We start from the raw sequence: 24458 nt of genomic DNA, 5'->3' as shown, positions 1-24458 counted from the left end.
TATGCATCTACCCTGAAAACTCTTTCCATAGTTTCAATTATCTTTAACATTTCGATTACAAAGATATATAGAAATGGAAGATGGCATAAAGTGAAAACTTCTCATATTATCAAAAAAGATTCCCATTTTGTCAAGAAATCTGCCGAAAAATGAGAATAGAAGAAAATAGCACAAACGACAATTCAAATAATCTACGCATGCATGATTTGCGTATGCCGAAATCATCAGTCCAGGGTTTTCCGGAAACTGTTGGGACTGATGCCATACTTGTCTTTAAACAGCCGGTAGAAGGTAGAAGTGCGGGGAAGCGCGCTTTCTTCCGCCACCTTATTGATTGACCAGTCGGGATGCTCCCGAAACAGGGTGACTGAATATTCCAAACGAAGCTCGTTGAGATAAGAACTCAGATTGTGGGAAGTGAATTTCTTCAATATGGCGGCAAAACGGTTGCGGTCCACTCCCATCAGCTGGGCATAATCATCGCGCCCCAGCTGATAGTTCAAATACAGCCGCTGCTCTTTCACCTGGCGATCGAAATTGAAAAACAGCTGTTCATCTGTCCCCTTCTCCTCTTCTCTCTTCTGCCCCTTTTCCACGCAAAAGCTTTCCTCCCGCTGATTGTCCAACTTCAGCACCAGCTCGGCCATTTTCCGGTTCTTCCGGCGAATCACGAACAAAGCCCGCCAAAGCGCGCCAAGCAATACCAGTAAAACCAGCATCACGGCCAGCAGCCCCCAAATAAAGTTATGCTGGACTTCCAGGTGATAATCGGCCTTCTTCAGCTGATATTCACGGGCCGCAGCCTCCGTCACATCTGCCAGCTGGAGTATCTGGCTGCGCTCGCGGCTGGTAGCCATCTGCTGGGAAATCTGATGTACCTGAAGCATCGTGAGGTAAGCATGCACGTAATCCCCCAACGCGCGGTATGCCTGGCTGCTCTGCGCAAGCGTACGAAGACGGATGAGGTTCAGGGAGTCTGCTTCATTCACTTGGTTCAGATAATCCTCATTGTGGTGCAATACCTCCTCATAATGGCCTATCTTCAGCAGATAATCGTTCATTTCGAGCAAGCCTGCCTGGGTCTTGGAGAAATTGGTTGCATAGAATTTTCCGGCATAAGCATCAGACAGCCCCCTTTTTTTCAGCTTATAAGCCAGATAGGCCATCTTACTGTAGAAAAAACCTTTATGACGGTCCAGCACATGCGCATCTTCAGTCAGGCACTTTTCCCACGCGGCAAGGACTTCTTCCCGCCGCAGACCTATTTCCCAGGCCTTCTGCAACCGGTTATCATTTATGTAATAAAGCATCAGGTAGCCCATACTGTTGGAAAGCAGGAGATAATCTTCCTGTGCCTTGGCCCCCGACAACAGTGCCATAGCCTTCATGACGCATTCATAGCTTTTAGACAGAAGTCCCATCTTGCGGTAAAGGTCGCCTTCCATTTGCAGCATATTGGCCCTCAGACCCAAATTATGATGCTGCAAGGCATAGTTTTTCCCTGCCGCAATCACTTTGGCCGCTTCTTTCAGCTGAAAGGAGAGAATGGACGACTTGGCCCACAGCATATACGCATACGGAACCAATATAGAATCTTGCTGCATGCCTTCGCTGACGAATGCACGACGGACATAATACACTGCCATGTAATACTGCGACTGAGTGTGATAGGACAAAGCCCGCAGATAATCTACCTGATAGGAAGAACAAGCCGAACCGGTCTCCAGACTGTCCAGCGCAGCAAGAGCACCTACAGGGTCGTAGGCAATCCTTCTGCGCATATCATCGAAAGATACCGATGCCCCATAAAGGAAAGATATAATCCAACCAAACCAGATACATACTATAAACCGCTTCATAATCCCCCAACTTTATATAAAGCTGATTCTAAAATACCAATTTTTTTTCATTCTCTACCAAAAAAAGGGTAAAAAAAATGGGAGAACGCTTTCTCCCAACCTTGTTAACCTTAAATCTAATACTATGAAAAAAATCACGTGACAAATGTATGAATAACACTCATTCTATGCAAATATTCACCCGTTGATTTTCAGCTTTTTAAAAATCTTTAGCAATATAGAAACAATTCGCCCCGAAACAATCTCTGCTCCGGGGCGAATCTGGGTTTTATTCAGAAATAATTGACAATTAGTCTTTCAGTTTGGCCTTGATGAAATCGCGGTTCAAACGGGCAATATTGCTGATAGAGACACATTTCGGGCATTCAGCTTCGCAGGCACGAGTGTTCGTACAGTTACCGAAGCCCAGTTCGTCCATCTTAGCAATCATGGCTTTCGCACGGCGCAAAGCTTCCGGCTTACCCTGAGGCAACAGGTTCAACTGGCTCACCTTGGCAGAAACGAACAGCATGGCTGAACCGTTCTTACAAGCTGCCACGCAGGCACCGCAACCGATGCAAGTGGCTGCATCCATGGCTTCGTCGGCTACCGGCTTCGGAATCAGGATGGCGTTGGCGTCCTGAGGAGCGCCTGTACGCACGCTGATGAAACCACCGGCCTGCATGATTTTGTCGTATGCCGAACGGTCTACCATCAGGTCCTTGATAACCGGGAAACCGGCAGAACGCCATGGTTCAACCGTGATGACATCGCCGTCGTGGAAACGACGCATGTAAATCTGACAGGTAGTAGCACCCGTAGCAGGTCCGTGAGGATGTCCGTTGATATACAAAGAACACATACCGCAGATACCTTCACGACAGTCGTGGTCGAATACAATCGGTTCTTTTCCTTCTTCAATCAGCTGTTCATTCAAGATATCCAGCATTTCCAGGAAAGAAGTATCGCCCGGGATATCTTTCATCTGGAATGTATCGAAATGACCTTTATCCTTAGGTCCGTTCTGACGCCAAATTTTCAGCGTAAATGATATATTTTTATCCATTTTACTTAGATTCTTTAATTGTTTAACTTCACTGATTAGCTCTTGTAGTTACGAGTCTGTACTTTGATAGCTTCGTAAACCAGCGGTTCTTTGTACAATACCGGAGCCTTGTCGTCGCTTCCCTGGTATTCCCAGCAAGCTACGTAGAAGAAGTGTTCGTCGTCACGTTTTGCTTCGCCTTCTTCTGTCTGGTATTCTTCACGGAAGTGACCACCGCAAGACTCGTTACGGTTCAATGCGTCGTAAGCAATCAGTTCACCCATTGTGATGAAGTCGTTCAGACGGATAGCCTTGTCCAGCTCGATGTTCATGCCTTCCTTAGAACCCGGGATGAACAGTTCGGTTTCGAATTCCTTACGGATTTCTTTCAACTTGGCCAGACCGGTCTTCAAGCCTTCTGCCGTACGTCCCATTCCGACGTATTCCCACATCACACGGCCCAGTTCCTTGTGGATAGAATCGACTGACTTCTTACCCTTGATGTTCATCAGGTGGTCAATCTTGTCCTGAACAGCCTTTTCTGCTTCTGCAAATTCCGGCAGGTCGGTAGAGAAACGAGGAACTGTAATCTGGTCGGCCAGGTAGTTCTGGATAGTGTAAGGCAATACGAAATATCCGTCGGCCAGACCCTGCATCAATGCAGATGCACCCAGACGGTTGGCACCGTGGTCAGAGAAGTTACATTCACCGATAGCGAACAGACCCTTGATAGTAGTCTGCAGTTCGTAGTCTACCCAGATACCACCCATTGTGTAGTGGATAGCCGGATAAATCATCATCGGATTATAATATTTCACGCCATTGATTTCTTTTCCTACTTCACCCGGATTGACGTCAGTGATTTCTTCGTACATATCGAAGAGGTTACCGTAACGCTGACGAACTACATCCAAGCCCAGACGTTCGATACATTCAGAGAAGTCCAGATAAACAGCCAGACCGGTGTTGTTCACACCAAAGCCATGGTCGCAACGTTCCTTGGCAGCACGTGAAGCTACGTCACGCGGAACCAGGTTACCGAATGCCGGATAACGACGTTCCAGATAGTAGTCACGGTCTTCTTCAGGAATGTCTGTCGGCTTCATCGTGCCAGCCTGCAAAGCTTTGGCGTCTTCCAGTTTCTTCGGAACCCAGATACGACCGTCGTTACGCAGAGATTCAGACATCAAAGTCAGCTTAGACTGCTTGTCACCGTGTACCGGGATACAGGTCGGGTGAATCTGTACGTAAGCCGGGTTGGCAAACAAGGCACCTTTACGGTAGCAAGACATGGCAGCTGTACAGTTACAAGCCATGGCGTTGGTAGACAGGAAGTAAGTGTTACCGTAACCACCGGTAGCGATTACCACTGCATGGGCAGCGAAACGTTCCAGCTTACCAGTTACCAGGTTCTTGGCAATGATACCGCGTGCACGACCGTCTACGATGACGATGTCTTCCATTTCATAACGGGTGTACAGTTTTACGGTACCTGCACCTACCTGACGGCTCAATGCAGAATAAGCACCCAGCAACAGCTGCTGACCTGTCTGACCTTTGGCGTAGAAAGTACGAGATACCTGTGCACCACCGAATGAACGGTTGGCCAGTGTACCGCCGTATTCACGAGCGAAAGGAACACCCTGTGCCACGCACTGGTCAATGATGTTGTTTGACACTTCAGCCAGACGGTATACGTTGGCTTCACGTGCACGATAGTCACCACCTTTCACTGTATCATAGAACAGACGATATACAGAGTCACCGTCGTTCTGGTAATTCTTGGCCGCGTTGATACCTCCCTGTGCAGCGATAGAGTGTGCACGACGCGGAGAGTCCTGAATACAGAAGTTGAATACGCGGAATCCCATTTCACCCAGAGAAGCAGCTGCAGAAGCACCTGCCAAACCTGTACCTACTACGATGATGTCCAGACGACGTTTGTTAGCCGGGTTCACCAGTTTCTGGTGAGCTTTATAATTGGTCCATTTCTCAGCTATCGGGCCTTCAGGAATCTTAGAATCAAGTATCTTAGTCATAATGTTTTTTCAATTTAATCAGTTACACTTAAATTAGCAAGCACCGCAACCCATCAGGCTCTTCAGGAAGAACACTACAGCTACCAGCATGAAACCCAGTACGATGATGGTAGAATAGATGTTTGAGATGCATTTCCAGCGGTTAATCCAGATGGTGTTGTTCCAACCCAGCGTCTGCATGGCGCTCCAGAATCCGTGAGTCAAATGGAACCACAAGGCAATCAGCCAGATGATGTACAGTACAAAGAACACCGGATTAGAGAATGTCTGCAGGATGTAGCCATAACCGTCGGCTGCATGAAGACCTCCCAGCATCGGGTTGCCCACGATTTCAGCGAACTGCATTTTGCTCCAGAAGTTCACAAAGTGAAGTGCCAGACCCAGAATCACGATGATACCCAGCACCAGCATGTTCTGAGATGCCCATTCCACGTTTTTCGGTTTTGCTGTCACTGCATAACGTTCGTGACCGCGTGCGGCACGGTTCAGCATCGTCAGCCAGAAAGCGTAGATGATGTGAATTACAAACAGGGCAGCCAGTCCGACAGTAGCTACCAGTGCATACCAGTTAGCGCCGAGGAACTCACAAACCATGTTGTATGCCTCGCCCGAGAACAATGCAACAAGGTTCATCGCCATGTGAAATGTCAGAAACAGGACAAGGGCGATACCTGTGACGCTCATCACCACTTTCCTTCCAATAGATGAATTACTTAACCACATAAATGATTGAATTTAAATTATTTAATTGTTAGAACTATAATTTCGCACTTCACGGTCCAAATTATGATGCAAAATTAGAAGATTTATTCAGATAATACAACAGATTATGGAAAAAATTCTGTAATCGGCCGGCGGATTCGGGGCACAAAAAAACGCAAGTGCGTTTGAAACAAAACGCCGAAGAGTTTTGATCCAAACGCACTTGCGTTTTAATGAAAACGTCCTTGCGTTTTTCCGCAAACGCAAGGACGTTTTTCGAGGGTTATCTTTTGGGGAAATTCATGCCGGGCTCACGCAACAGTTCCACGGCCTTTTTCATGCTGTCGTTCAGCGTGTTAATCACCTGGAAGTATTCGCTCATATCCCAGATGTCGCGGGCCAGCAGGGCTTTCAACTGGGTCTTTACCAGCGGCAGTGCGGTCTGGAACTGGGCCTCATTGTAGGTCACTCCCAGCGAAGTGCCCTGTGCCACCAGCTCGTCGAGCATCTCCTTCGTCACCTCAAACTCGCGGTTGAAACGGTCGAAAGTCTTATATTGCTTGAGCCATTCTTTCCGGTGACGGTCGATGAGCTGGATGTTCAGCTTCACCATGGCTCCTTTGTCGCGGAGAGACAGATAATAATCGGTGTACATCGTAGTGTCGATGGGCACGAAATAGTCGGGCATGATACCTCCGCCGCCATACACGGTGCGTCCCAGCTTCAGGGTCTTGGCCTTGAGCGAATCAGGGAAGTGGATGCTGTCGGCACTCATCATTTCACCCCGGTTGTAGCGGTCAATCAAATCCTGGTTGTATTTTTCAATACTTTCGTAGGGCTTCTGGATGCAACGGCCCGAAGGAGTATAGTAACGGGCCACCGTCAGACGAATCATGGAGCCGTCGGGCAGGTCGATGGGACGCTGCACCAGTCCTTTTCCGAAGGTGCGGCGACCGACTACGATACCGCGGTCCCAGTCCTGAATGGCTCCGGTGACAATCTCGCTGGCCGAAGCCGAATATTCATCGACGAGCACCACCAGACGACCTTGCTGGAAATCGCCGTCGCCCTTGGCTTCAAATTCCGCACGCGGATTGCGGCGGCCTTCGGTATAGACAATGAGTTCCTTTTCGCCCAGTATCTGGTCGCACAGGCTGATGGCCGCATTCAGGTAACCGCCGCCGTTGCCCTGCAAGTCGAGTATCAGGTCTTTCATGCCCTGCTTCTGCAATTTATGGAGGGCATCCGTGAATTCCTTGGCGGTAGTGGCGGCAAAACGGTTCACTCGGATATAGCCAATCTGTCCTTCCACCATATAGGAAGCATCGAGGCTGTACACGGGAATCTTGTCGCGCTTGATGGTGAACGGCAGGAGTTCCTTGACGCCGGCACGCAGCACTTTCACCTTCACTGTGGAACCTTTCGGTCCGCGCAGACGGCGCATCACCTCGTCGGTGTTCATCTTCACACCGGCAATCACGGTGTCGTTCACTTCGATGATGCGGTCGCCGGCCAGGATACCGACTTTCTCGGAAGGCCCGCCCGACACAGGCTGGATGACAAACAAAGTATCGGTAGCCATATTGAACTGGATGCCGATACCGTCGAAATTTCCTTGCAAAGGTTCATTGAGGCGCTTCACTTCCTCCGGGTCGGAATAAGTGGAGTGCGGGTCGAGCTCTTCAAGCATGCTGACAATGGCGGTTTCCACCAGTTTGTCTTCGTCCACCTTGTCGACATACAGGTTGGAGATGGCAAATTCTGCCAGCTGCAACTTGCGCGAGGGAGAATCGAGGAGTTTGTTCTGTGCCGACAGGGCCGTACAGACAGCCAGTCCGCAGAAGAACATCCATACGTGTTTTCTGATTTTCATGTGTTGAAAGTTTTATTTTTCGTCTATTTCCATTCCTTCGGGCAGGAACGCCGACACGTCCTTGCCATACTGCAGCAGTTCACGCACGATGGTGGAGCTGATGGCAGTCAGTTCCGGCTCGGTAAAGAGCAGGATGGTTTCCACGCCGGCCAGCTTGCGGTTGATGTCGGCAATGGTTTCTTCGTATTCAAAATCGTGTACGGTACGGATGCCGCGGATAATGAATCCGGCTCCCCGTTCGCGGGCAAAATCCACCGTCAGATTGTCGTATGCCTCGACGCTGATACGGGGTTCATCGGCATAGAGTTTCCGGATCATCTCCACACGGCGTTCGGTGGGGAACCAGGTTTTCTTCTTGTCGTTCACTCCGATGCCGATAATGATTTCATCCATAAAGGTCAGGGCACGCTTCACCACGGAATAGTGGCCGATGGTAAACGGGTCGAACGTGCCCGGGAATATTGCTTTTTTCATCACTGATGACTGGCAGTTATTAATTATTCATTTTCATTCTTCATTCTTAATCAGGTCTTCTTCCACCACCAGATTGTCGATAATGAAGTTCTGACGTTCCATGGTGTTCTTGCCCATATAGAACTCCAGCAGTTCCTTCACGGCATCGGTCTTGCGGAGGGTGACCTGTTCCAGACGCATGTCCTTGCCGATGAAATGGCGGAACTCGTCGGGCGAAATTTCTCCCAGTCCCTTGAATCGGGTGATTTCCGGATTGGGGCTCAGTTTCTCAATGGCTGCCAGGCGCTCCTCGTCCGAATAGCAGTAGATGGTTTCGTAAACCCCTTTCTTACGGTTGCGCACGCGGAACAGCGGGGTCTGTAAAATATAGACATGGCCTTTCTTTATCAGGTCGGGGAAGAACTGAAGGAAGAAGGTTATCATCAGCAGGCGGATGTGCATACCGTCCACATCGGCATCGGTGGCTACGATTACCTTATTATATCGGAGACCGTCGAGCCCGTCTTCGATGTTCAGGGCTGCCTGCAGAAGGTTGAACTCCTCGTTCTCGTAGACCACCTTCTTGGTGAGGCCGAACGAATTCAACGGTTTACCGCGCAAGCTGAACACGGCCTGGGTGTTGACATCGCGGCTCTTCGTGATGGAACCGCTGGCCGAATCTCCCTCGGTGATGAAGATGGAACTTTCCAGACGAGGGTCGTCTTCATCGTCTTTCTTACCACCTTTCTGGTCATTGAGATGGATGCGGCAATCGCGCAGCTTACGGTTGTGCAGGTTGGCTTTCTTGGCACGTTCACGGGCAATCTTCGTCACGCCGGCAATGGCCTTGCGCTCTTTTTCGGATTCCTGGATTTTCTGCAACAGGATTTCGGCCACGTCGGGATGCTTGTGGAGGTAGTTGTCCACCTGCTCCTTCACGAAATCGCCCACAAACTTGTTCACACTGACGCCCGAAAGCGGATAAGGGTTGCCTTCGGAATCTTTCTCGGGAGCCATGGTAAGCGACCCGAGCTTGATTTTGGTCTGGCTCTCGAAGGTAGGCTCAATCACGTTGATGGCAATGGCGGCTACCAGTCCGTTACGGATGTCCTGGTATTCGAGGTTCTTTCCGTAGAACTCCTTGATGGTACGGGCAATGTGTTCCTTGAAGGCACTCTGATGGGTTCCTCCTTGGGTGGTGTGCTGTCCGTTGACAAAGGAATAGTATTCTTCGCCGTACTGGGCGCTGTGGGTGAAGGCAATCTCGATGTCCTCGCCCGTGAGGTGTACGATGGGATACAGCCCCGGCGCCGTCATGTTGTCGTTCAGCAAATCTTCCAGTCCGTTACGGCTTATAATGCGATGACCGTTATAGTAAATGGACAAGCCCGTATTTAAATAGGTATAGTTACGGAGCATGGTCTCGATGAACTCTGGACGGAAGCGGTAGTTCAGGAACAGGGTATCGTCGGGTTCAAAGAAGATATAGGTACCGTTTTCCTCGTCGGTGGCGCAGGTCTCGTCACTAATCAGTTCCCCACGTTCGAAAACAGCCTTGCGCATCTGTCCGTCGCGGACACTCCAGGCCACAAAACGGGAACTCAGGGCATTGACCGCCTTGGCACCTACTCCGTTCAGTCCCACACTTTTCTTGAAGGCCTTGGTGTCGTACTTACCTCCGGTGTTCAGCATGGAGACGGCATCGACCAGACTTCCCAAAGGGATGCCTCGGCCATAGTCGCGCACGGACACACGAAGGTTGTCTTCCAGCTGAATCTCGATACGTTTTCCGGCTCCCATCTTGAACTCGTCGATGCTGTTGTCCACCACTTCCTTGAGCAGCACATAGATGCCATCTTCGGCCTGCGAACCGTCACCCAGTCGTCCGATATACATACCGGGACGGGTACGCACATGCTCCATGTCGCTCAGGTGGCGAATGTTCTCTTCCGTATAGTTGGCGGAAGAAACGGTGTGTTCGTTAATTTCCTCCATAGATATATCCCCTTTTTGGCATTAAATCATTTTCTTGTAAGCCCGGCGGCGCTTGTGCTGCACGGATTCGAAGGCACTCCACTGTGCCTGTACTTTCTTATTGAGTTCCAGTTCCGGATTACTCTCGCCGTACTCAAATCCCATTTGCTGGAAGATAGGCACCAGATCGTAGAACAGCAGGGCATTGACTCCCTTGCTCTGGTATTCGGGCTTCACACCTACCAGCAGCAGGTCGAGAATACGGGGACGCTTAATGAACAGAGCTTTCAGCAAATGATACCAGCCGAAAGGCAACATCTTTCCCTTGGCTTTCTGCAAGGCAACCGACAACGAAGGCATGGCGATACCCACCGCTACCAGATTGCCTTCTTCATCTTCCACCAACGACACCATCCGCAAATCAATGAGGGGAAGATACATCTTGACATACTGGTCAATCTGTCCCTGCGTCATCTGCGAATAACCATACAAAGGTGCGTAAGCTTCATTAATCAGGTCGAATATTTTCTGTCCGTAATTTCCTTTCTTGATTTCGCTCCGTTTGAGCTTCTTGATTTTCAGCTTGTATTTCTGCAGGATGATTTCCGAGATACGTACGAACTTTTCGGGAAGCTGGTGCGGCACAGTGAGCTTGTATTCCACCCAGTCGGCTTCTTTCTCGAAGCCCAGCTGTTCCATGTGTTCGGAATAGTAAGAATAGTTATAGATGGTAGCCATCGTACCCAACTGGTCGAACCCTTCCACCAGCATACCTTCGGCATCCATGTCGGTAAACCCCAGCGGTCCCACCATGGCTTCCATTCCTCGCTCCTTCCCCCATTTGGCCACGGCATCGAGCAAGGCAGCCGACACTTCTTCTTCATCAATGAAATCAATCCAGCCGAAGCGGACTTCTTTCTTGTGCCACGTATCATTGGCCCGGTGGTTGATGATGGCTGCCACTCGCCCTACAATTTCATCGCCCCGATAGGCAAGAAAATAATCGGCTTCACAAAACTCAAACGCAGCATTTTTTTTCGGATTGAAAGTGTTGAGCATATCATCGTACAAATCGGGAACCGAATAAGGATTGTTTTTATAAAGTTCGTAATTGAAACGTATGAACTTCTTCAGTTCTTCTTTCGTCTTAACTTTCTGAATCGTGATAGTCATTGTGGTATAATTTTCTTTCGTTCGCTGTGAGTTTAGAAAAATTAAGGCTGTAAAGATAATGCTTTTTCTCTGAAAAAGCGGTCTATTTACTGATTTTCACACTTTAAGCGATGGTGGAGGAAAATGGACACCGCTCTCTGCGGCTTGTTGAAAAGTCGGATTTTAAGATTTCTTTACACCCTCCTTCCAGATTGGTGAAACCCAATTCTCCGCAATTTATTGTTTTACAAGAAAATAAGCTATCTTTCCCTCGCGAGACTTCAAAATTCATCTCTTTCCGGACAGACGACCACAATTTTCACATTCTCGCAAGTTCACCGCCACCAGCCTGACGGCAAAGACAAGACCATAGAGATAACTTCTCCATAATTTTTCTGGCCGGACGAAATCTGATTGCCTTTCAGGTACCATTCATAAATCTGCGCCTGCAACCGTCCTACCCACGGGCTGTACTTCGAATCCCAATAGGTTTCCTTTTCCCGAAGGGCCTGCCACACCTCCGGACGGATGGAACGGCACAACTGCTGATAAGCCTCTTCGTCCAGCAAACCGACAGCATTCGAGAGGACATAGGGCAGCAAGCCGAAATAACCGGCATAACGGACCGACGGCGACTGGGAACGGATGCAAATCTGATAGGCCCAGAAATTCGCTTCGGCTTCACTGCTCACCCCGAGCAAATGGGCGTATTCATGGGCGTAGGTGAAGGGCCATTGCAAAGGAAGCAGTTCACTATTCAACTGCGACTCGGAGAAGAAAGGTCCCATATAACCTAGTACCCCCACGCCGGAGTAAAGGGCATTGAAGGCAACTGGCTTGGGATGCTGGTAGCTGCGAGGACTGGAAAGTCCGAAACGGGAAGGGACCTGTGCGTACAGCTGCTTCACTTCCTCTTCGATTTCTGTGGAAGCAGGAAACGCACTCACCGTATACGAAGCATTCAAGGAATCAGTATAGGCAACCAGAAAACGGTGGAAATCGGCTGCTACATAAGTTACCGGTTCGGTAGAGGAACGGACAAAGAAATCTTTCCGGAAATAGTTGATTCCCCATCCCCAATAAAACCAAAGGTAACAGATTACCGCGCACTCCACTTCGGCACGCAACGCCCATCTCCAACCTTTTCTGCGGCGACGGGCCCAGAACGGCAAGCCCATGAAAAGGAGGGCGAAAGCGATGACCAACCATTCCTCCACCGAGAACGGAATCCATGCTACCAAAGCGGACAACACGGCAGACAGCACGGGATAGACGTAGCGGGCATATACCTCGCCCGCCGTCGGCCAATAACGGCAAAGGATAACCACTACCAGCAAAAGGGCTTCTACGGCCCAACGTATGTAACGCGACGGAAAACTTTTCATACACACAAAGTTATATGTTTTCAAAGAAGGTGAAGGTAGTGACAAAGAAAATATATACTTTTGTAACACAGATTAATCATGAATTATATTTAGACAGAAAATGGCATTAAACTACATCTGGATTGCATTCTTTCTGCTGGCTTTCGGGGTGGCCCTCGTGAAACTGGTGTGCTTTGGCGACACAGCGGTTTTTCCAGCAATCATCAACTCTACTTTCGACTCGTCAAAGACGGCTTTCGAGATTTCTTTGGGACTGACCGGCGTGCTTTCGCTTTGGCTCGGCATCATGAAAATTGGTGAAAAGGGAGGCGTGATCCAGCTTTTTGCCCGACTGCTTAGCCCGCTGTTCTCCAAACTGTTCCCGGACATTCCGAAAGGACATCCGGTGACGGGCAGTATTTTCATGAACCTGGCGGCCAACATGCTGGGACTGGACAATGCGGCCACGCCGCTCGGTCTGAAAGCCATGGAGGGACTGCAGGAACTGAACCCGCGGAAAGATACGGCCAGCAATCCGATGATTATGTTTCTGGTGCTGAACACTTCGGGCCTGACCCTGATTCCTATCAGTATCATGGTGTATCGGGCACAGCTGGGAGCGGCTCAACCCACCGACGTGTTTGTGCCTATCCTGCTGGCCACGTTCTTCTCGACTCTGGCCGGTATCCTTGCGGTCAGCGCGTATCAACGTATCAATCTGCTGAACCGCACCATCCTTCTGTTTCTGGGAGGAGCCAGCCTTTTCATCGCAGGTATCATCTATTTTTTCCACCTGCTCACCCGACAACAAATCGACCTCTACTCTACCACTTTTGCCAATGTCTTCCTTTTTCTGATTATCATCGGTTTCATCGTGGCTGGCGTACGGAAAAAGGTCAATGTTTATGATGCGTTCGTGGAAGGAGCCAAGGAAGGTTTCTCCACTGCCGTGAGAATCATCCCGTATCTGGTGGCCATTCTGGTAGCCATCGGCGTGTTCCGGGCTTCAGGAGCCATGGACTTTCTGATACAGGGCATCGCCACACTGGTGAGAAGCTGCGGACTGGACGACCAGTTCGTGGGGGCCTTGCCTACTGCCTTGATGAAGCCGTTGAGTGGAAGCGGGGCCCGCGGCCTGATGGTAGATGCCATGACCACGTACGGGGCCGATTCGTTCGTAGGACGACTGGCCTGCATTTTCCAAGGTTCCACCGATACCACGTTCTACATCCTGGCTGTCTACTTTGGCAGTGTGAGTGTGACCCGCACCCGGCATGCCGTCCCCTGCGGCCTGATTGCCGACTTTGCCGGTGTACTGGCTGCCATCTTTATCGGATATTTATTTTTCAATTAACATACCATTATGATCAGTTATCAAACCGAAGGCGTGGAAATGCCCGCCATCAAGCAGCGTGAAACCACCGCATGGATCAAAGCCGTAGCGGAAAGCTACGGAAAAAGAGTGGGCGAAATTGCCTACATATTCTGCTCGGACGAAAAGATTCTGGAGGTGAACCGACAATACCTGCAACACGATTATTATACGGATATCATCACCTTCGACTACTGCGAAGGAAAACGGTTGTCGGGCGATTTGTTCATCAGCCTGGACACCGTACGGACCAACGCCGTGCAGTTTGAGGCCCCGTATGAAACGGAACTTTTCCGCGTCATCATCCACGGCATCCTGCACCTGTGCGGTATCAACGACAAGGGCCCCGGCGAACGCGAAATCATGGAAGCCGCCGAAAACAAGGCCCTGGAAATGCGGAAAGATTTCATGTAATTCGTATTTTTGCAGAAGAAATAAAAACATAAAAACGAATGGATTTTAAGTATGATGTAATCGTAATCGGTGCCGGTCATGCCGGATGTGAGGCAGCAGCAGCTGCAGCCAATCTGGGCTCAAAGACCTGCCTGATTACCATGGACATGAACAAAATCGGGCAGATGAGCTGTAACCCGGCGGTCGGAGGTATCGCCAAGGGACAAATCGTCAGAGAGATTGATGCCCTGGGAGGATACATGGGACTGGTGACCGACAAGACGGCTATCCAGTTCCGCATGCTGAACCGTTCCAAGGGTCCGGCCATGTGGAGTCCGCGTGCGCAATGCGACCGTGGCAAATTTATCTGGGCCTGGAGAGAGGTGCTCGAAAATCTGCCAAACCTGCATATCTGGCAGGACACCGTGGAGGAATTGCTGGTAGAAAACGGAGAAGTGACAGGACTGGTGACTTGCTGGGGCGTGACGTTCCATGCCAAATGTATCGTACTCACTGCGGGTACATTCCTGAACGGACTGATGCACATCGGACACAAGATGCTGGCGGGCGGACGCTGCGCGGAACCGGCCTCCTACCATCTCACCGAATCCATCACTCGGCACGGCATCACGGCCGGACGAATGAAGACGGGTACACCGGTACGTATCGACGGAAAGAGCGTCCACTTCGACCTGATGGATACGCAGGATGGAGAAAACGATTTCCACCGTTTTTCGTTCATCAGCGAACCGCGCCACCTGAAACAGCTGCAGTGCTGGACGTGCTTCACCAACGAGGAAGTACATGCCACTCTGCGGAAAGGATTGGCCGACTCTCCCCTTTTCAACGGACAAATCAAGAGCATCGGACCGCGTTACTGTCCGAGCATCGAAACTAAAATCGTGACGTTTCCCGACAAACCGCAGCACCAGCTTTTCCTGGAGCCGGAAGGGGAAACTACCCGCGAACTTTACCTGAACGGATTCTCTTCTTCCCTGCCAATGGAGATTCAACTGGAAGCATTGAAGAAGATTCCGTGCTTCAAAGACCTGGTGGTGTACCGTCCGGGATATGCCATCGAATACGATTACTTCGACCCGACCCAGCTGAAGCATACACTAGAATCAAAGGTCGTGAAGAACCTGTTCTTTGCCGGACAGGTGAACGGAACGACCGGATACGAAGAAGCGGGCGGCCAGGGAATCATTGCCGGCATCAACGCCCACTTGAACTGCCACGGCGGAGAGCCTTTCGTCCTGGGACGCGATGAAGCCTACATCGGCGTACTGATTGACGACCTGGTGACGAAGGGAGTGGACGAACCGTACCGTATGTTTACGTCGAGAGCCGAATACCGTATCCTGCTCCGACAGGACGATGCCGACATGCGACTGACGGAACGGGCCTACCAGCTGGGATTGGTGAAGGAAGACCGTTACGCCATCTTCCAAAAGAAACGGGAAGCCATCGACCACCTGGTCAGCTTCGTCAATAATTTCTCGGTCAAAGCCGACAGGATAAACCACGCGCTGGAAAGTCTGGGCACCGCCCAGCTCACCCACGGATGTAAGCTAGTGGATTTAATCAGCCGCCCGCAGATTACCATCGAAAATATTGCCCCACACATCCCTGCCTTCCAAGCCGAGCTGGATAAGATTGACGACCGCAAGGAAGAGGTGATAGAGGCCGCCGAAATCCGCATCAAGTACAAAGGCTACATCGACCGCGAACGGACCATCGCCGACAAGATTCATCGGTTGGAGTCCATCCGCATCAAGGGCAAGTTCGACTACGAAAACCTGCAGTCCCTCTCAACTGAAGCACGCCAGAAGCTCGTGAAGATAGACCCGGAAACCCTGGCACAGGCCAGCCGTATTCCAGGTGTCTCTCCCAGCGACATCAATGTACTGCTCGTGCTGCTGGGGCGCTAAACAAACCATGTTTCACGTGAAACAATTCATTTAAGGATTACATATAAAATACTGGATATGAACAAAGAAACATTAAAGAAAAACCTCCGGGAAATCCCCGACTTTCCGAAACCAGGCATCTTGTTCTACGATGTCACTACCCTCTTCAAAAACCCTGAATGTTTACAGGGCATGATTGACGAACTCTACGAAATGTACAAGGACAAAGGCATCACAAAAGTCGTGGGAATCGAGTCAAGAGGATTCATCCTGGGAGGTGCCTTGGCGGCCCGTCTGGGGGCAGGCTTCATCATGGCCCGTAAGCCCGGTAAGCTTCCCGCTGAAGTGATAGAAGAAACCTACGCCAAGGAGTATGGCACCGACACCATCCAGCTTCATAAAGATGCCATCAGTCCAGAGGACGTTGTGCTGTTGCACGATGACCTGCTGGCTACGGGAGGAACCATGGCGGCTGCTCACCGACTGGTGAAACGCTGCGGGGTAAAGCAAGCGTATGTTAACTTCGTCATCGAATTGGAAGGTCTGAACGGCCGGAAAGCTTTCGATGAGAACGTAGAAGTAACCACCTTGCTGAAGCTGTAAACAGTTTCCGTTTTAATAGAAAAGAATTCAAGCAGCCTTCTTTGCAAGGAGCGAAAAGCCCCTGCAGGGAAGGCTGCTTTTCAACCTGAAGAAAGCAACCATGGAAGAGGTAGAAAAGAAAGAAAATACCAGCGAATACCTGAAGGGAATTGTATTAAACCTTCCGGAAGGACCGGGCATATACCAGTATTTGAACAAAGAGGGAGTCATCATCTATGTAGGAAAGGCCAAGAACCTGAAGCGGCGTGTGTACTCTTATTTTTCGAAAGACCATCAGTCGGCCAAGACACGGATGCTGGTATCCAAGATTGCGGACATCCGTTACATTGTGGTCAATACGGAGGAGGATGCCCTGTTGTTGGAGAACAACCTTATCAAGAAATACAAGCCTCGCTACAACGTCCTACTGAAAGACGACAAGACCTACCCTTCCATCTGCGTCAGCAACGAGTATTTTCCGCGTATCTACAAGACCCGGAAAATCATTCGCGACGGTTCCAATTATTATGGACCATACAGTCACATTCCTTCAATGGTAGCGATTCTGGAACTGATTAAGAAACTGTATCCGCTGCGCACCTGCCACCTCACCCTGACACCCGAAAACATCGCACAAGGGAAATTCAAGGTGTGCCTGAAATACCACATCAAAAACTGCCTGGGTCCTTGCATCGGACAGCAATCGCACGAAGCATACATGCAGCACATCGCACAGGCAAAAGAGCTGTTGAAAGGAAACACACAGGCCGTAAGCAATGCTCTGATGGAAGAGATGAAACAGCTGGCCGGAGAGATGCGTTTCGAAGAAGCACAAAAGATCAAGGAACAATACATGCTCATCGAAAGCTACCGCGCCAAGAGCGAAGTGGTCAGTGCCACCCTGCACCAAATCGATGTTTTTTCGATTGAAACGGACGAGAATACAGCTTACATCAATTATCTGCACATCACCAACGGATGCATCAACCAGGCCTTCACCTTCGAATACAAATTGCGGATGAACGAAAGCAAGGAAGAATTACTTTCTCTCGGCATCGTGGAAATGAGGGAACGATACAAAAGCACATCCAAGGAAATCATTGTTCCCTTTGAACTGGACATGGAAATGAACGGAGTGACGTTCACCGTACCTCAAAGAGGCGAAAAGAAACACCTGCTCGACCTCTCGCTGATGAACGTCAAACAGTATAAGGTGGACCGGTTGAAACAAGCGGAAAAGCTCAATCCGGAGCAACGAAGCGTGCGGTTGATGAAAGAAATCCAGGCACAGCTTCACCTGGAGAAAATGCCCAACCACATCGAATGTTTCGACAATTCCAATATCCAAGGCTCAGATGCCGTAGCTGCCTGCGTGGTGTTCAAACAAGCCAAGCCCAGCAAAAAAGACTATCGCAAATACCTCATCAAAACGGTAGTGGGTCCCGACGATTATGCATCCATGCAGGAGGTGGTACGTCGCCGCTATTCCCGTATTCTGGAAGAACAGGGTGAACTGCCCGACCTGATACTGACCGACGGTGGAAAGGGACAAATGGAAGTGGTACGCGAAGTCGTGGAAGACGAATTGCACCTGCAGATTCCCATCGTTGGACTGGCCAAGAACAACCGCCACCGGACGTCGGAGATTCTGTATGGATTCCCTCCTCAAACCCTCGGCATCAAGCAAGGTACTCCCCTTTTCCATCTTCTGGAGAATATACAAGACGAAGTGCACCGCTTTGCCATCACTTTCCATCGGGAGAAAAGAAGCAAGAGTCAGATTGCCTCGGCCCTCGACACCATCAAAGGCATCGGGGAAAAACGGAAGACGGCTCTGCTGAAAAAGTTCAAGAGCGTGACCCGTATCCGTCAGGCAAGTCTGGAAGAAATTGCAGAGGTCATCGGAGAAAGCGCGGCGAAAAGCGTCAAGGAATCCCTGTCGGAATCCAAATAATTTTCTTACTTTTGTAAAAACAAGAAAAGAAACATGAGAGTAGTTATACAACGTGTGACACGTGCCTCCGTCACCATTGACGGGACATGCAAATCGGCCATCAAGGAAGGCTTCATGGTACTGGTCGGCATCGAGGAAGCCGACACGCAGGAAGATGCTGACTGGCTCTGCAAGAAGATTGTCAACCTCCGTGTATTTGACGATGAAAACGGAGTGATGAACAAATCGATTCTGGATGTACAGGGAGAAATTCTGGTCATTAGCCAGTTCACCTTAATGGCTTCTACCAAGAAAGGGAACCGCCCGTCTTATATCCGGGCAGCCGGACACGAAACGGCCATTCCTCTCTATAATTATTTCTGCAACGAGTTGAGTATCGCCCTCGGCAAGGAGGTTGGCACCGGTGAATTCGGGGCCGACATGAAAGTGGAACTCATCAACAACGGACCGGTAACCATCTGCATGGACACCAAAAATAAGGAATAACTATGACACTGGAAGAAGCACAGAAAACGGTAGATACGTGGATCAAGACGTATGGAGTGAGATACTTCAGTGAGCTGACCAACATGGCCGTGCTCACCGAAGAAGTAGGAGAACTGGCACGCATCATGGCGCGGACGTATGGCGACCAGTCGTTCAAGGCCGGAGAAAAGACAGACTTGGGCGATGAAATGGCGGATGTGCTTTGGGTGCTGCTCTGCCTGGCTAACCAGACAGGTGTAGACCTGACGGAAGCTTTCCGCAAGAACCTGGAGAAAAAGACGAACCGTGACAAGGACAGACATAAAAACAACCCTAAACTATAATAAGAGTATGGAACATTATCGCGAACATGGGGGCGGATATACCCCCGAGGATGAAAGAGAAAACCCGAACCAGACCAGCAAGTATGAAGAGGCTTTACACAAGTACAATACGGCGCTGAATGACGATGAAATCGCTGAAAAGACTGCAAAACTCATCGAAAAACATCTGGAAGAGAACAACACCCTGGAGGTAAAGAAATTCCTTTTCAACTGCATCGACCTGACCACACTGAAATGTACGGACAGTGAAACGAGCGTAATGAAGTTTACCGAAAAAGTGAATGAGTTTGTAGACCGCTATCCGGACCTGAAGAACGTGGCTGCCATCTGCGTCTACCCCAACATGGCCGAGATTGTCAACGATACCCTTGAAGCAGACAACGTCAATATTGCCTGCGTATCGGGAGGATTCCCTTCCTCACAGACTTTCATTGAAGTGAAAGTGGCCGAAACAGCCATGGCACTGCATGCCGGCGCCGATGAAATCGACATTGTTATCTCAGTGGGCAAATTCTTGAGCGGAGACTACGAAGGCATGTGCGATGAAATCGAAGAACTGAAAGAAGTGTGCGGTGACAAACACCTGAAGGTTATCCTGGAAACAGGTGCACTGGGCAGCGCTTCCAACATCAAGAAGGCCTCTATCCTTTCCATGTATTCAGGAGCGGATTTCATCAAGACTTCTACCGGAAAAGAGAACCCGGCTGCCACTCCGGAAGCCGCTTACGTGATGTGCCAGGCCATCAAGGAATACTTCCTGGAAACAGGTCGGAAAGTAGGTTTCAAACCTGCCGGCGGCATCAATTCCGTACACGATGCATTGGTCTACTATACCATCGTGAAGGAACTGCTGGGCGAAGAATGGCTGACCAACGAGCGGTTCCGTTTAGGCACCAGCCGTATGGCCAACCTCCTGCTTTCGGAGATTGTAGGCAGTGAGACCAAATTCTTCTAACCAAGAAAAAAGGAAATAAAATGCCCCTTTCTATCGCGGAAAACCACGGAAGAAAGGGGCATTTCTTATGGATGACACGAATTACTTGTTTCGCTCGATGACGTAATCAATATAAGCAGTAAGTGAAGTACGAATCGCCTCGTCGGTAGAGACAGGCAAAAGTGAAAGAGCCTTCTCGCGGAACTCATACATTTTCCGGGTAGCGTATTCAATGCCTCCCTCCTTCTTCACCGTCTCGACAAACTGGGCAATCTCTTCTTTCGATGCACGCAAGGCGCGTATCCGCAACGCGAGTTCCTTCAAGGAAGCGTCATGCAGCTTGTTCAACACGTACAATGCCGGCAACGTAAGCTTACCTTCCAGCATGTCGTTGCCCGTCGGCTTCCCAAGCTCAGGACTCTCAAAATAATCGAAGATATCGTCTTTTATCTGAAAAGCGACTCCTATCATCTCACCAAAAAGTGCCGCTTTCACCGCTTCTTCCGGGGAGGCATCGACCGATACGGCCCCGCTTTTCGCACTAACTTTGAACAAGGCCGCCGTCTTCTTACGGATAATATCGAAATAAGTATCTTCTGCAAAATCGTCCTTACCGGTGTTTCCCAACTGAAGAATCTCCCCTTCCGAAAGTTCTTGTCCCAGACAGGCCACCAGTTCCACCAACTCCACCTTACCGGTATGCGCCGCATGTCTCAGGCTTGTGGCCAGCATGTAATCGCCCACCAGTACCGATACCTTATTGTTGTAAATGGCATTGACCGACGACTGTCCGCGACGTTCATTGCTTTCATCCACCACATCATCATGAATCAGACTGGCCGTATGAAGCAGTTCCAATGAAAGAGCCGCATGAAAAGTGGAATCGTTTATTGTACCGAACAATTTAGCCATCAGCATCACCAATATCGGACGCATCATCTTTCCACTCCGCTTCTTGACGTACGACAAGACTTCTCCCAGCAAAGGGTCTGTACTAGTCAGCGAATGCTCGAAAAGCGTTCTGAATTCTTCCAATTCTTTTTCAACAGGCTGCTTTATTAACTCAATTTTGTTCATGTACATTTATTTAAGCCCACAAAAGTAATAATAAAAGACTGAATACCGTATTTTTTTGTACTTTTACATGAAAAATCTTAATATTTTTACACGAATGGAGAAACTATTTCTACTAGACGCTTACGCGCTGATTTATCGTGCTTACTACGCCTTCATCAAGAATCCCCGTATCAATTCCAAGGGACTGAACACCTCGGCCATCCTGGGATTTGTCAACACACTGGAAGAGGTCTTGCGGAAAGAAAATCCGACACACATCGGTATTGCTTTCGACCCCGCCGGACCTACGTTTCGCCACGAAGCCTATCAAGCCTATAAAGCACAGCGGGAAGAAACTCCGGAAGCCATCCGGCAGTCTGTCCCTATCATCAAAGATATCATCCGCGCCTACAATATCCCGATTCTGGAGGTGCAGGGCTATGAAGCCGACGACGTAATCGGTACGCTGGCTACTGAAGCCGGGAAGAAAGGTATCCCCACCTACATGATGACACCCGACAAGGACTACGGTCAGCTGGTGGGCGACTGCGTATTTATGTATCGCCCCAAATATGGTGACAAGGATTTTGAGGTGATGGGTGTCAACGAAGTCAAAGCCAAATTCGACATCGAATCTCCTCTGCAGGTCATCGACATGCTGGGACTGATGGGAGATACGGCCGACAACATTCCCGGCTGTCCCGGTGTGGGAGAAAAGACGGCCCAGAAACTGATTGCACAATTCGGAAGCATCGAAAATCTGCTGGCACATACCGACGAACTGAAAGGAGCGCTTAAAAAGAAGGTAGAGGAAAACAAAGAACAGATTACGTTCTCCAAATTTCTGGCAACCATCAAAACGGATGTGCCCATCACCCTCGACATGGAAGCGCTGAAAAGAGAAGCCCCCAACGAAGAAGAGTTACGCCGCTTGTTCGAGATGCTGGAATTCCGGACCCTGATTGACCGGGTACTCAAAACCGAACAGAAGACTCCTTCTTCCCCCTCCGCTCAACCCGATCTCTTTGGCTTATTTGCGCAGGAAGATACAGGCGACGCCAAAAATTCAAATCTCACGAGGTTAGAATCTCTCACTTACGACTATCAACTGGTTGACAATCAAGAGAAAATGGAGATTTTAGCCAAAAAATTACTTGCTCAGAATTTTTTCAGTCTAGACACGGAAACCACGGGAGTAGACCCAATCACTGCCGAACTGGTGGGAATGAGCTTCAGTTTTGCCGAAAATCAGGCTTTTTATGTACCTGTACCAGCCAACCGTGAAGAAGCCCTTAAAATTGTAAATATATTTAAACCTGCCTTCGAAAACCCTCATTCGCTCAAAATCGGACAGAACATCAAGTATGACTTGAATGTACTGGCGCATTATGGAGTGACCCTGCAAGGAAAGATGTTCGACACCATGATTGCCCATTATGTGCTCCAACCCGAACTGCGTCATGGAATGGATTACCTGGCCGAAGTGTACTTGCACTACGAAACCATCAAGATTGAAGAACTCATCGGACCGAAAGGAAAGAAACAGGGCAACATGCGCGACCTGCCTCCAGCCGATGTCTACAAATACGCCTGCGAGGATGCCGATGTCACTCTCAAGCTGAAACACGTACTTGAGAAGGAACTGGTGGAAAACGGAGTTGAAAAACTGTTTGAGGAAATCGAAATGCCGCTCATGCCGGTACTGGCCTATATGGAAAGAAACGGGGTACGTATCGACCCGGAAGCCTTGAAAGAGACCTCCCGTCATTTCACGGCCCGCATGAACCAGATAGAACAGGAAGTATATCAACTGGCCGGAATGGAATTCAACATTGCCTCTCCCAAACAGGTTGGCGAGGTACTCTTCGACCGCTTGAAGATTGTGGAAAAGGCCAAGAAAACGAAAACAGGACAATACGTCACTTCGGAAGAGGTGTTGGAAAGCCTGAAAGGAAAGCACGAGATTGTCGGAAAAATCCTGGAACACCGTGGCCTGAAGAAATTGCTGGGCACTTACATCGATGCCCTCCCCCAACTGATCAATCCGGCTACGGGACGTATCCACACGTCCTTCAACCAGACGGTCACAGCTACCGGACGACTGAGTTCCAGCAACCCGAACCTACAGAATATTCCTATCCGCAACGAGGATGGAAAGGAAATCCGCAAAGCCTTTATCCCCGATGAAGGTTGCGAGTTCTTCTCAGCCGACTACTCCCAAATCGAGCTGCGCATCATGGCCCACCTGAGCGAAGACCCGCACATGATAGAGGCTTTCCAGAAAGGACAGGACATTCATGCGGCTACCGCAGCTAAAATATATAAGGTGAAACTGGAGGATGTGACCCGCGAACAACGCAGCAAGGCCAAGACCGCCAATTTCGGTATTATCTACGGTATTTCAGTCTTCGGACTGGCCGAACGCCTGAACGTTGACCGGAAGGAAGCCAAGGAACTGATTGACGGCTACTTTGAAAACTATCCGAAAGTGAAGGCTTACATGGACGAAAGTATCCGTCAGGCACGGGAGAAAGGTTACATTGAAACCATCTTCAAACGCAAACGCTATCTGCCCGATATCAACTCCAAAAATGCGGTAGTCAGAGGCTATGCCGAACGAAATGCAATCAACGCCCCCATTCAAGGCAGTGCAGCCGATATCATCAAAGTGGCCATGATCCGAATCTACCGCCGTTTCCAGGAAGAAGGTATCCGTTCGAAGATGATTCTTCAGGTACACGATGAACTCAATTTCAGCGTCTTGCCGGAAGAAAAAGAAAAAGTACAGCAAATTGTGATATCTGAAATGGAAGCTGCTTACAAAATGAAAGCTCCACTGCGTGCAGACTATGGTTGGGGACAAAATTGGCTGGAAGCACACTAATCTATCCAATCTGTTAACGAATGCTTAATTCGTGACATTTTGCTAATTTATCGCATTTTTTTAGCGGAAATGCATACAACCTATCAAAGCTTTTACTACATTTGCACCGTCAAAAGGAACAAAA

At 49.5% G+C, this 24458-nt stretch carries 19 protein-coding genes; 9 read left to right on the top strand and 10 right to left on the bottom strand.

All coding sequences use genetic code 11. The features are described from left to right. Positions 1 to 224: 224 nt before the first annotated feature. The 9 genes from OIM59_RS16930 to OIM59_RS16890 all read right to left on the bottom strand — a co-directional run bounded on the left by OIM59_RS16930 (position 225) and on the right by OIM59_RS16890 (position 12461). A complete protein-coding gene (locus tag OIM59_RS16930; RefSeq protein ID WP_303897830.1) occupies positions 225 to 1859 on the bottom strand; it encodes an AraC family transcriptional regulator in 1635 nt (544 codons plus the stop codon). A gap of 289 nt (positions 1860 to 2148) precedes the next feature. Beyond that, positions 2149 to 2904 (bottom strand): succinate dehydrogenase/fumarate reductase iron-sulfur subunit, encoded by a 756-nt coding sequence (locus OIM59_RS16925; RefSeq protein WP_299168043.1) that lies wholly within the window; start codon positions 2902 to 2904, stop codon positions 2149 to 2151. A gap of 35 nt (positions 2905 to 2939) precedes the next feature. Continuing rightward, positions 2940 to 4922 (bottom strand): fumarate reductase/succinate dehydrogenase flavoprotein subunit, encoded by a 1983-nt coding sequence (locus OIM59_RS16920; protein WP_299168041.1) that lies wholly within the window; start codon positions 4920 to 4922, stop codon positions 2940 to 2942. Positions 4923 to 4955: 33 nt separating this feature from the next. Beyond that, on the bottom strand, positions 4956 to 5645 hold the full coding sequence (locus tag OIM59_RS16915; protein WP_299168038.1) for a succinate dehydrogenase/fumarate reductase cytochrome b subunit: 690 nt from the start codon (positions 5643 to 5645) through the stop codon (positions 4956 to 4958). A gap of 262 nt (positions 5646 to 5907) precedes the next feature. Next, entirely contained in the window at positions 5908 to 7473 is a 1566-nt protein-coding gene (locus OIM59_RS16910; RefSeq protein ID WP_299168128.1) for a S41 family peptidase, read from the bottom strand. Positions 7474 to 7509: 36 nt separating this feature from the next. After that, positions 7510 to 7971 (bottom strand): pantetheine-phosphate adenylyltransferase, encoded by a 462-nt coding sequence (gene coaD / locus OIM59_RS16905; RefSeq protein ID WP_299168036.1) that lies wholly within the window; start codon positions 7969 to 7971, stop codon positions 7510 to 7512. A gap of 33 nt (positions 7972 to 8004) precedes the next feature. Continuing rightward, positions 8005 to 9945, bottom strand: coding sequence for a DNA topoisomerase IV subunit B (locus OIM59_RS16900; protein WP_299168034.1), 1941 nt, complete (start codon positions 9943 to 9945; stop codon positions 8005 to 8007). A 21-nt stretch (positions 9946 to 9966) separates the two neighbouring features. Continuing rightward, positions 9967 to 11097, bottom strand: a complete 1131-nt coding sequence (locus OIM59_RS16895) for an N-acetyltransferase (RefSeq protein ID WP_299168032.1) — start codon at positions 11095 to 11097, stop codon at positions 9967 to 9969. A gap of 314 nt (positions 11098 to 11411) precedes the next feature. Then, positions 11412 to 12461 carry a DUF3810 domain-containing protein gene (locus OIM59_RS16890; RefSeq protein ID WP_299168030.1) on the bottom strand — a complete coding sequence of 350 codons (1050 nt, stop codon included), beginning with the start codon at positions 12459 to 12461 and terminating at the stop codon, positions 11412 to 11414. 100 nt (positions 12462 to 12561) lie between these two features. On the opposite strand from OIM59_RS16890, the gene OIM59_RS16885 reads away from it, so the two are divergent. From OIM59_RS16885 to deoC, 8 genes are all read left to right on the top strand, one after another. Continuing rightward, the gene (locus tag OIM59_RS16885) at positions 12562 to 13794 is read left to right on the top strand and encodes a nucleoside recognition domain-containing protein (protein WP_303897826.1); all 1233 of its coding nucleotides are present in this window, start codon (positions 12562 to 12564) and stop codon (positions 13792 to 13794) included. Positions 13795 to 13803: 9 nt separating this feature from the next. Further along, positions 13804 to 14226 (top strand): rRNA maturation RNase YbeY, encoded by a 423-nt coding sequence (gene ybeY / locus OIM59_RS16880; RefSeq protein ID WP_022353083.1) that lies wholly within the window; start codon positions 13804 to 13806, stop codon positions 14224 to 14226. A 38-nt stretch (positions 14227 to 14264) separates the two neighbouring features. After that, positions 14265 to 16136, top strand: coding sequence for a tRNA uridine-5-carboxymethylaminomethyl(34) synthesis enzyme MnmG (gene mnmG, locus OIM59_RS16875; RefSeq protein WP_303897823.1), 1872 nt, complete (start codon positions 14265 to 14267; stop codon positions 16134 to 16136). A gap of 57 nt (positions 16137 to 16193) precedes the next feature. Then, positions 16194 to 16718: an adenine phosphoribosyltransferase gene (locus OIM59_RS16870; RefSeq protein WP_022353848.1), complete on the top strand. Its 525-nt coding sequence runs from the start codon at positions 16194 to 16196 to the stop codon at positions 16716 to 16718. Between the two features lie 100 nt (positions 16719 to 16818). Next, positions 16819 to 18651, top strand: a complete 1833-nt coding sequence (gene uvrC, locus OIM59_RS16865) for an excinuclease ABC subunit UvrC (protein WP_303897821.1) — start codon at positions 16819 to 16821, stop codon at positions 18649 to 18651. A gap of 33 nt (positions 18652 to 18684) precedes the next feature. After that, a complete protein-coding gene (gene dtd, locus OIM59_RS16860; protein ID WP_022353850.1) occupies positions 18685 to 19137 on the top strand; it encodes a D-aminoacyl-tRNA deacylase in 453 nt (150 codons plus the stop codon). Between the two features lie 2 nt (positions 19138 to 19139). Then, positions 19140 to 19460, top strand: coding sequence for a nucleotide pyrophosphohydrolase (locus OIM59_RS16855; protein ID WP_022353851.1), 321 nt, complete (start codon positions 19140 to 19142; stop codon positions 19458 to 19460). Positions 19461 to 19467: 7 nt separating this feature from the next. Further along, on the top strand, positions 19468 to 20415 hold the full coding sequence (deoC, locus tag OIM59_RS16850; RefSeq protein WP_299168018.1) for a deoxyribose-phosphate aldolase: 948 nt from the start codon (positions 19468 to 19470) through the stop codon (positions 20413 to 20415). Positions 20416 to 20496: 81 nt separating this feature from the next. Here deoC and OIM59_RS16845 read toward each other — a convergent pair whose 3' ends face one another. After that, entirely contained in the window at positions 20497 to 21471 is a 975-nt protein-coding gene (locus tag OIM59_RS16845) for a polyprenyl synthetase family protein (RefSeq protein ID WP_299168016.1), read from the bottom strand. A gap of 94 nt (positions 21472 to 21565) precedes the next feature. Between OIM59_RS16845 and polA the strand changes: the two genes are divergently transcribed. Beyond that, positions 21566 to 24334 (top strand): DNA polymerase I, encoded by a 2769-nt coding sequence (gene polA / locus OIM59_RS16840; protein WP_299168014.1) that lies wholly within the window; start codon positions 21566 to 21568, stop codon positions 24332 to 24334. Positions 24335 to 24458: the final 124 nt, after the last annotated feature.

Origin of the sequence: Bacteroides mediterraneensis (assembly GCF_025993685.1) — a bacterium.
Taxonomy (GTDB): Bacteria; Bacteroidota; Bacteroidia; order Bacteroidales; family Bacteroidaceae; genus Phocaeicola; species Phocaeicola mediterraneensis_A.
The sequence above is the reverse complement of the archived record's forward strand: the minus strand, read 5'-3'. Positions and strand labels throughout refer to the sequence as shown.

Bases quoted from the DNA above. Each gene is read 5' to 3' on its own strand.
- OIM59_RS16930 (WP_303897830.1), bottom strand. From the start codon at position 1,859: ATGAAGCGGTTTATAGTATGTATCTGGTTTGGTTGGATTATATCTTTC.
- OIM59_RS16925 (WP_299168043.1), bottom strand. From the start codon at position 2,904: ATGGATAAAAATATATCATTTACGCTGAAAATTTGGCGTCAGAACGGA.
- OIM59_RS16920 (WP_299168041.1), bottom strand. From the start codon at position 4,922: ATGACTAAGATACTTGATTCTAAGATTCCTGAAGGCCCGATAGCTGAG.
- OIM59_RS16915 (WP_299168038.1), bottom strand. From the start codon at position 5,645: ATGTGGTTAAGTAATTCATCTATTGGAAGGAAAGTGGTGATGAGCGTC.
- OIM59_RS16910 (WP_299168128.1), bottom strand. From the start codon at position 7,473: ATGTTCTTCTGCGGACTGGCTGTCTGTACGGCCCTGTCGGCACAGAAC.
- coaD (WP_299168036.1), bottom strand. From the start codon at position 7,971: ATGAAAAAAGCAATATTCCCGGGCACGTTCGACCCGTTTACCATCGGC.
- OIM59_RS16900 (WP_299168034.1), bottom strand. From the start codon at position 9,945: ATGGAGGAAATTAACGAACACACCGTTTCTTCCGCCAACTATACGGAA.
- OIM59_RS16895 (WP_299168032.1), bottom strand. From the start codon at position 11,097: ATGACTATCACGATTCAGAAAGTTAAGACGAAAGAAGAACTGAAGAAG.
- OIM59_RS16890 (WP_299168030.1), bottom strand. From the start codon at position 12,461: ATGAAAAGTTTTCCGTCGCGTTACATACGTTGGGCCGTAGAAGCCCTT.
- OIM59_RS16885 (WP_303897826.1), top strand. From the start codon at position 12,562: ATGGCATTAAACTACATCTGGATTGCATTCTTTCTGCTGGCTTTCGGG.
- ybeY (WP_022353083.1), top strand. From the start codon at position 13,804: ATGATCAGTTATCAAACCGAAGGCGTGGAAATGCCCGCCATCAAGCAG.
- mnmG (WP_303897823.1), top strand. From the start codon at position 14,265: ATGGATTTTAAGTATGATGTAATCGTAATCGGTGCCGGTCATGCCGGA.
- OIM59_RS16870 (WP_022353848.1), top strand. From the start codon at position 16,194: ATGAACAAAGAAACATTAAAGAAAAACCTCCGGGAAATCCCCGACTTT.
- uvrC (WP_303897821.1), top strand. From the start codon at position 16,819: ATGGAAGAGGTAGAAAAGAAAGAAAATACCAGCGAATACCTGAAGGGA.
- dtd (WP_022353850.1), top strand. From the start codon at position 18,685: ATGAGAGTAGTTATACAACGTGTGACACGTGCCTCCGTCACCATTGAC.
- OIM59_RS16855 (WP_022353851.1), top strand. From the start codon at position 19,140: ATGACACTGGAAGAAGCACAGAAAACGGTAGATACGTGGATCAAGACG.
- deoC (WP_299168018.1), top strand. From the start codon at position 19,468: ATGGAACATTATCGCGAACATGGGGGCGGATATACCCCCGAGGATGAA.
- OIM59_RS16845 (WP_299168016.1), bottom strand. From the start codon at position 21,471: ATGAACAAAATTGAGTTAATAAAGCAGCCTGTTGAAAAAGAATTGGAA.
- polA (WP_299168014.1), top strand. From the start codon at position 21,566: ATGGAGAAACTATTTCTACTAGACGCTTACGCGCTGATTTATCGTGCT.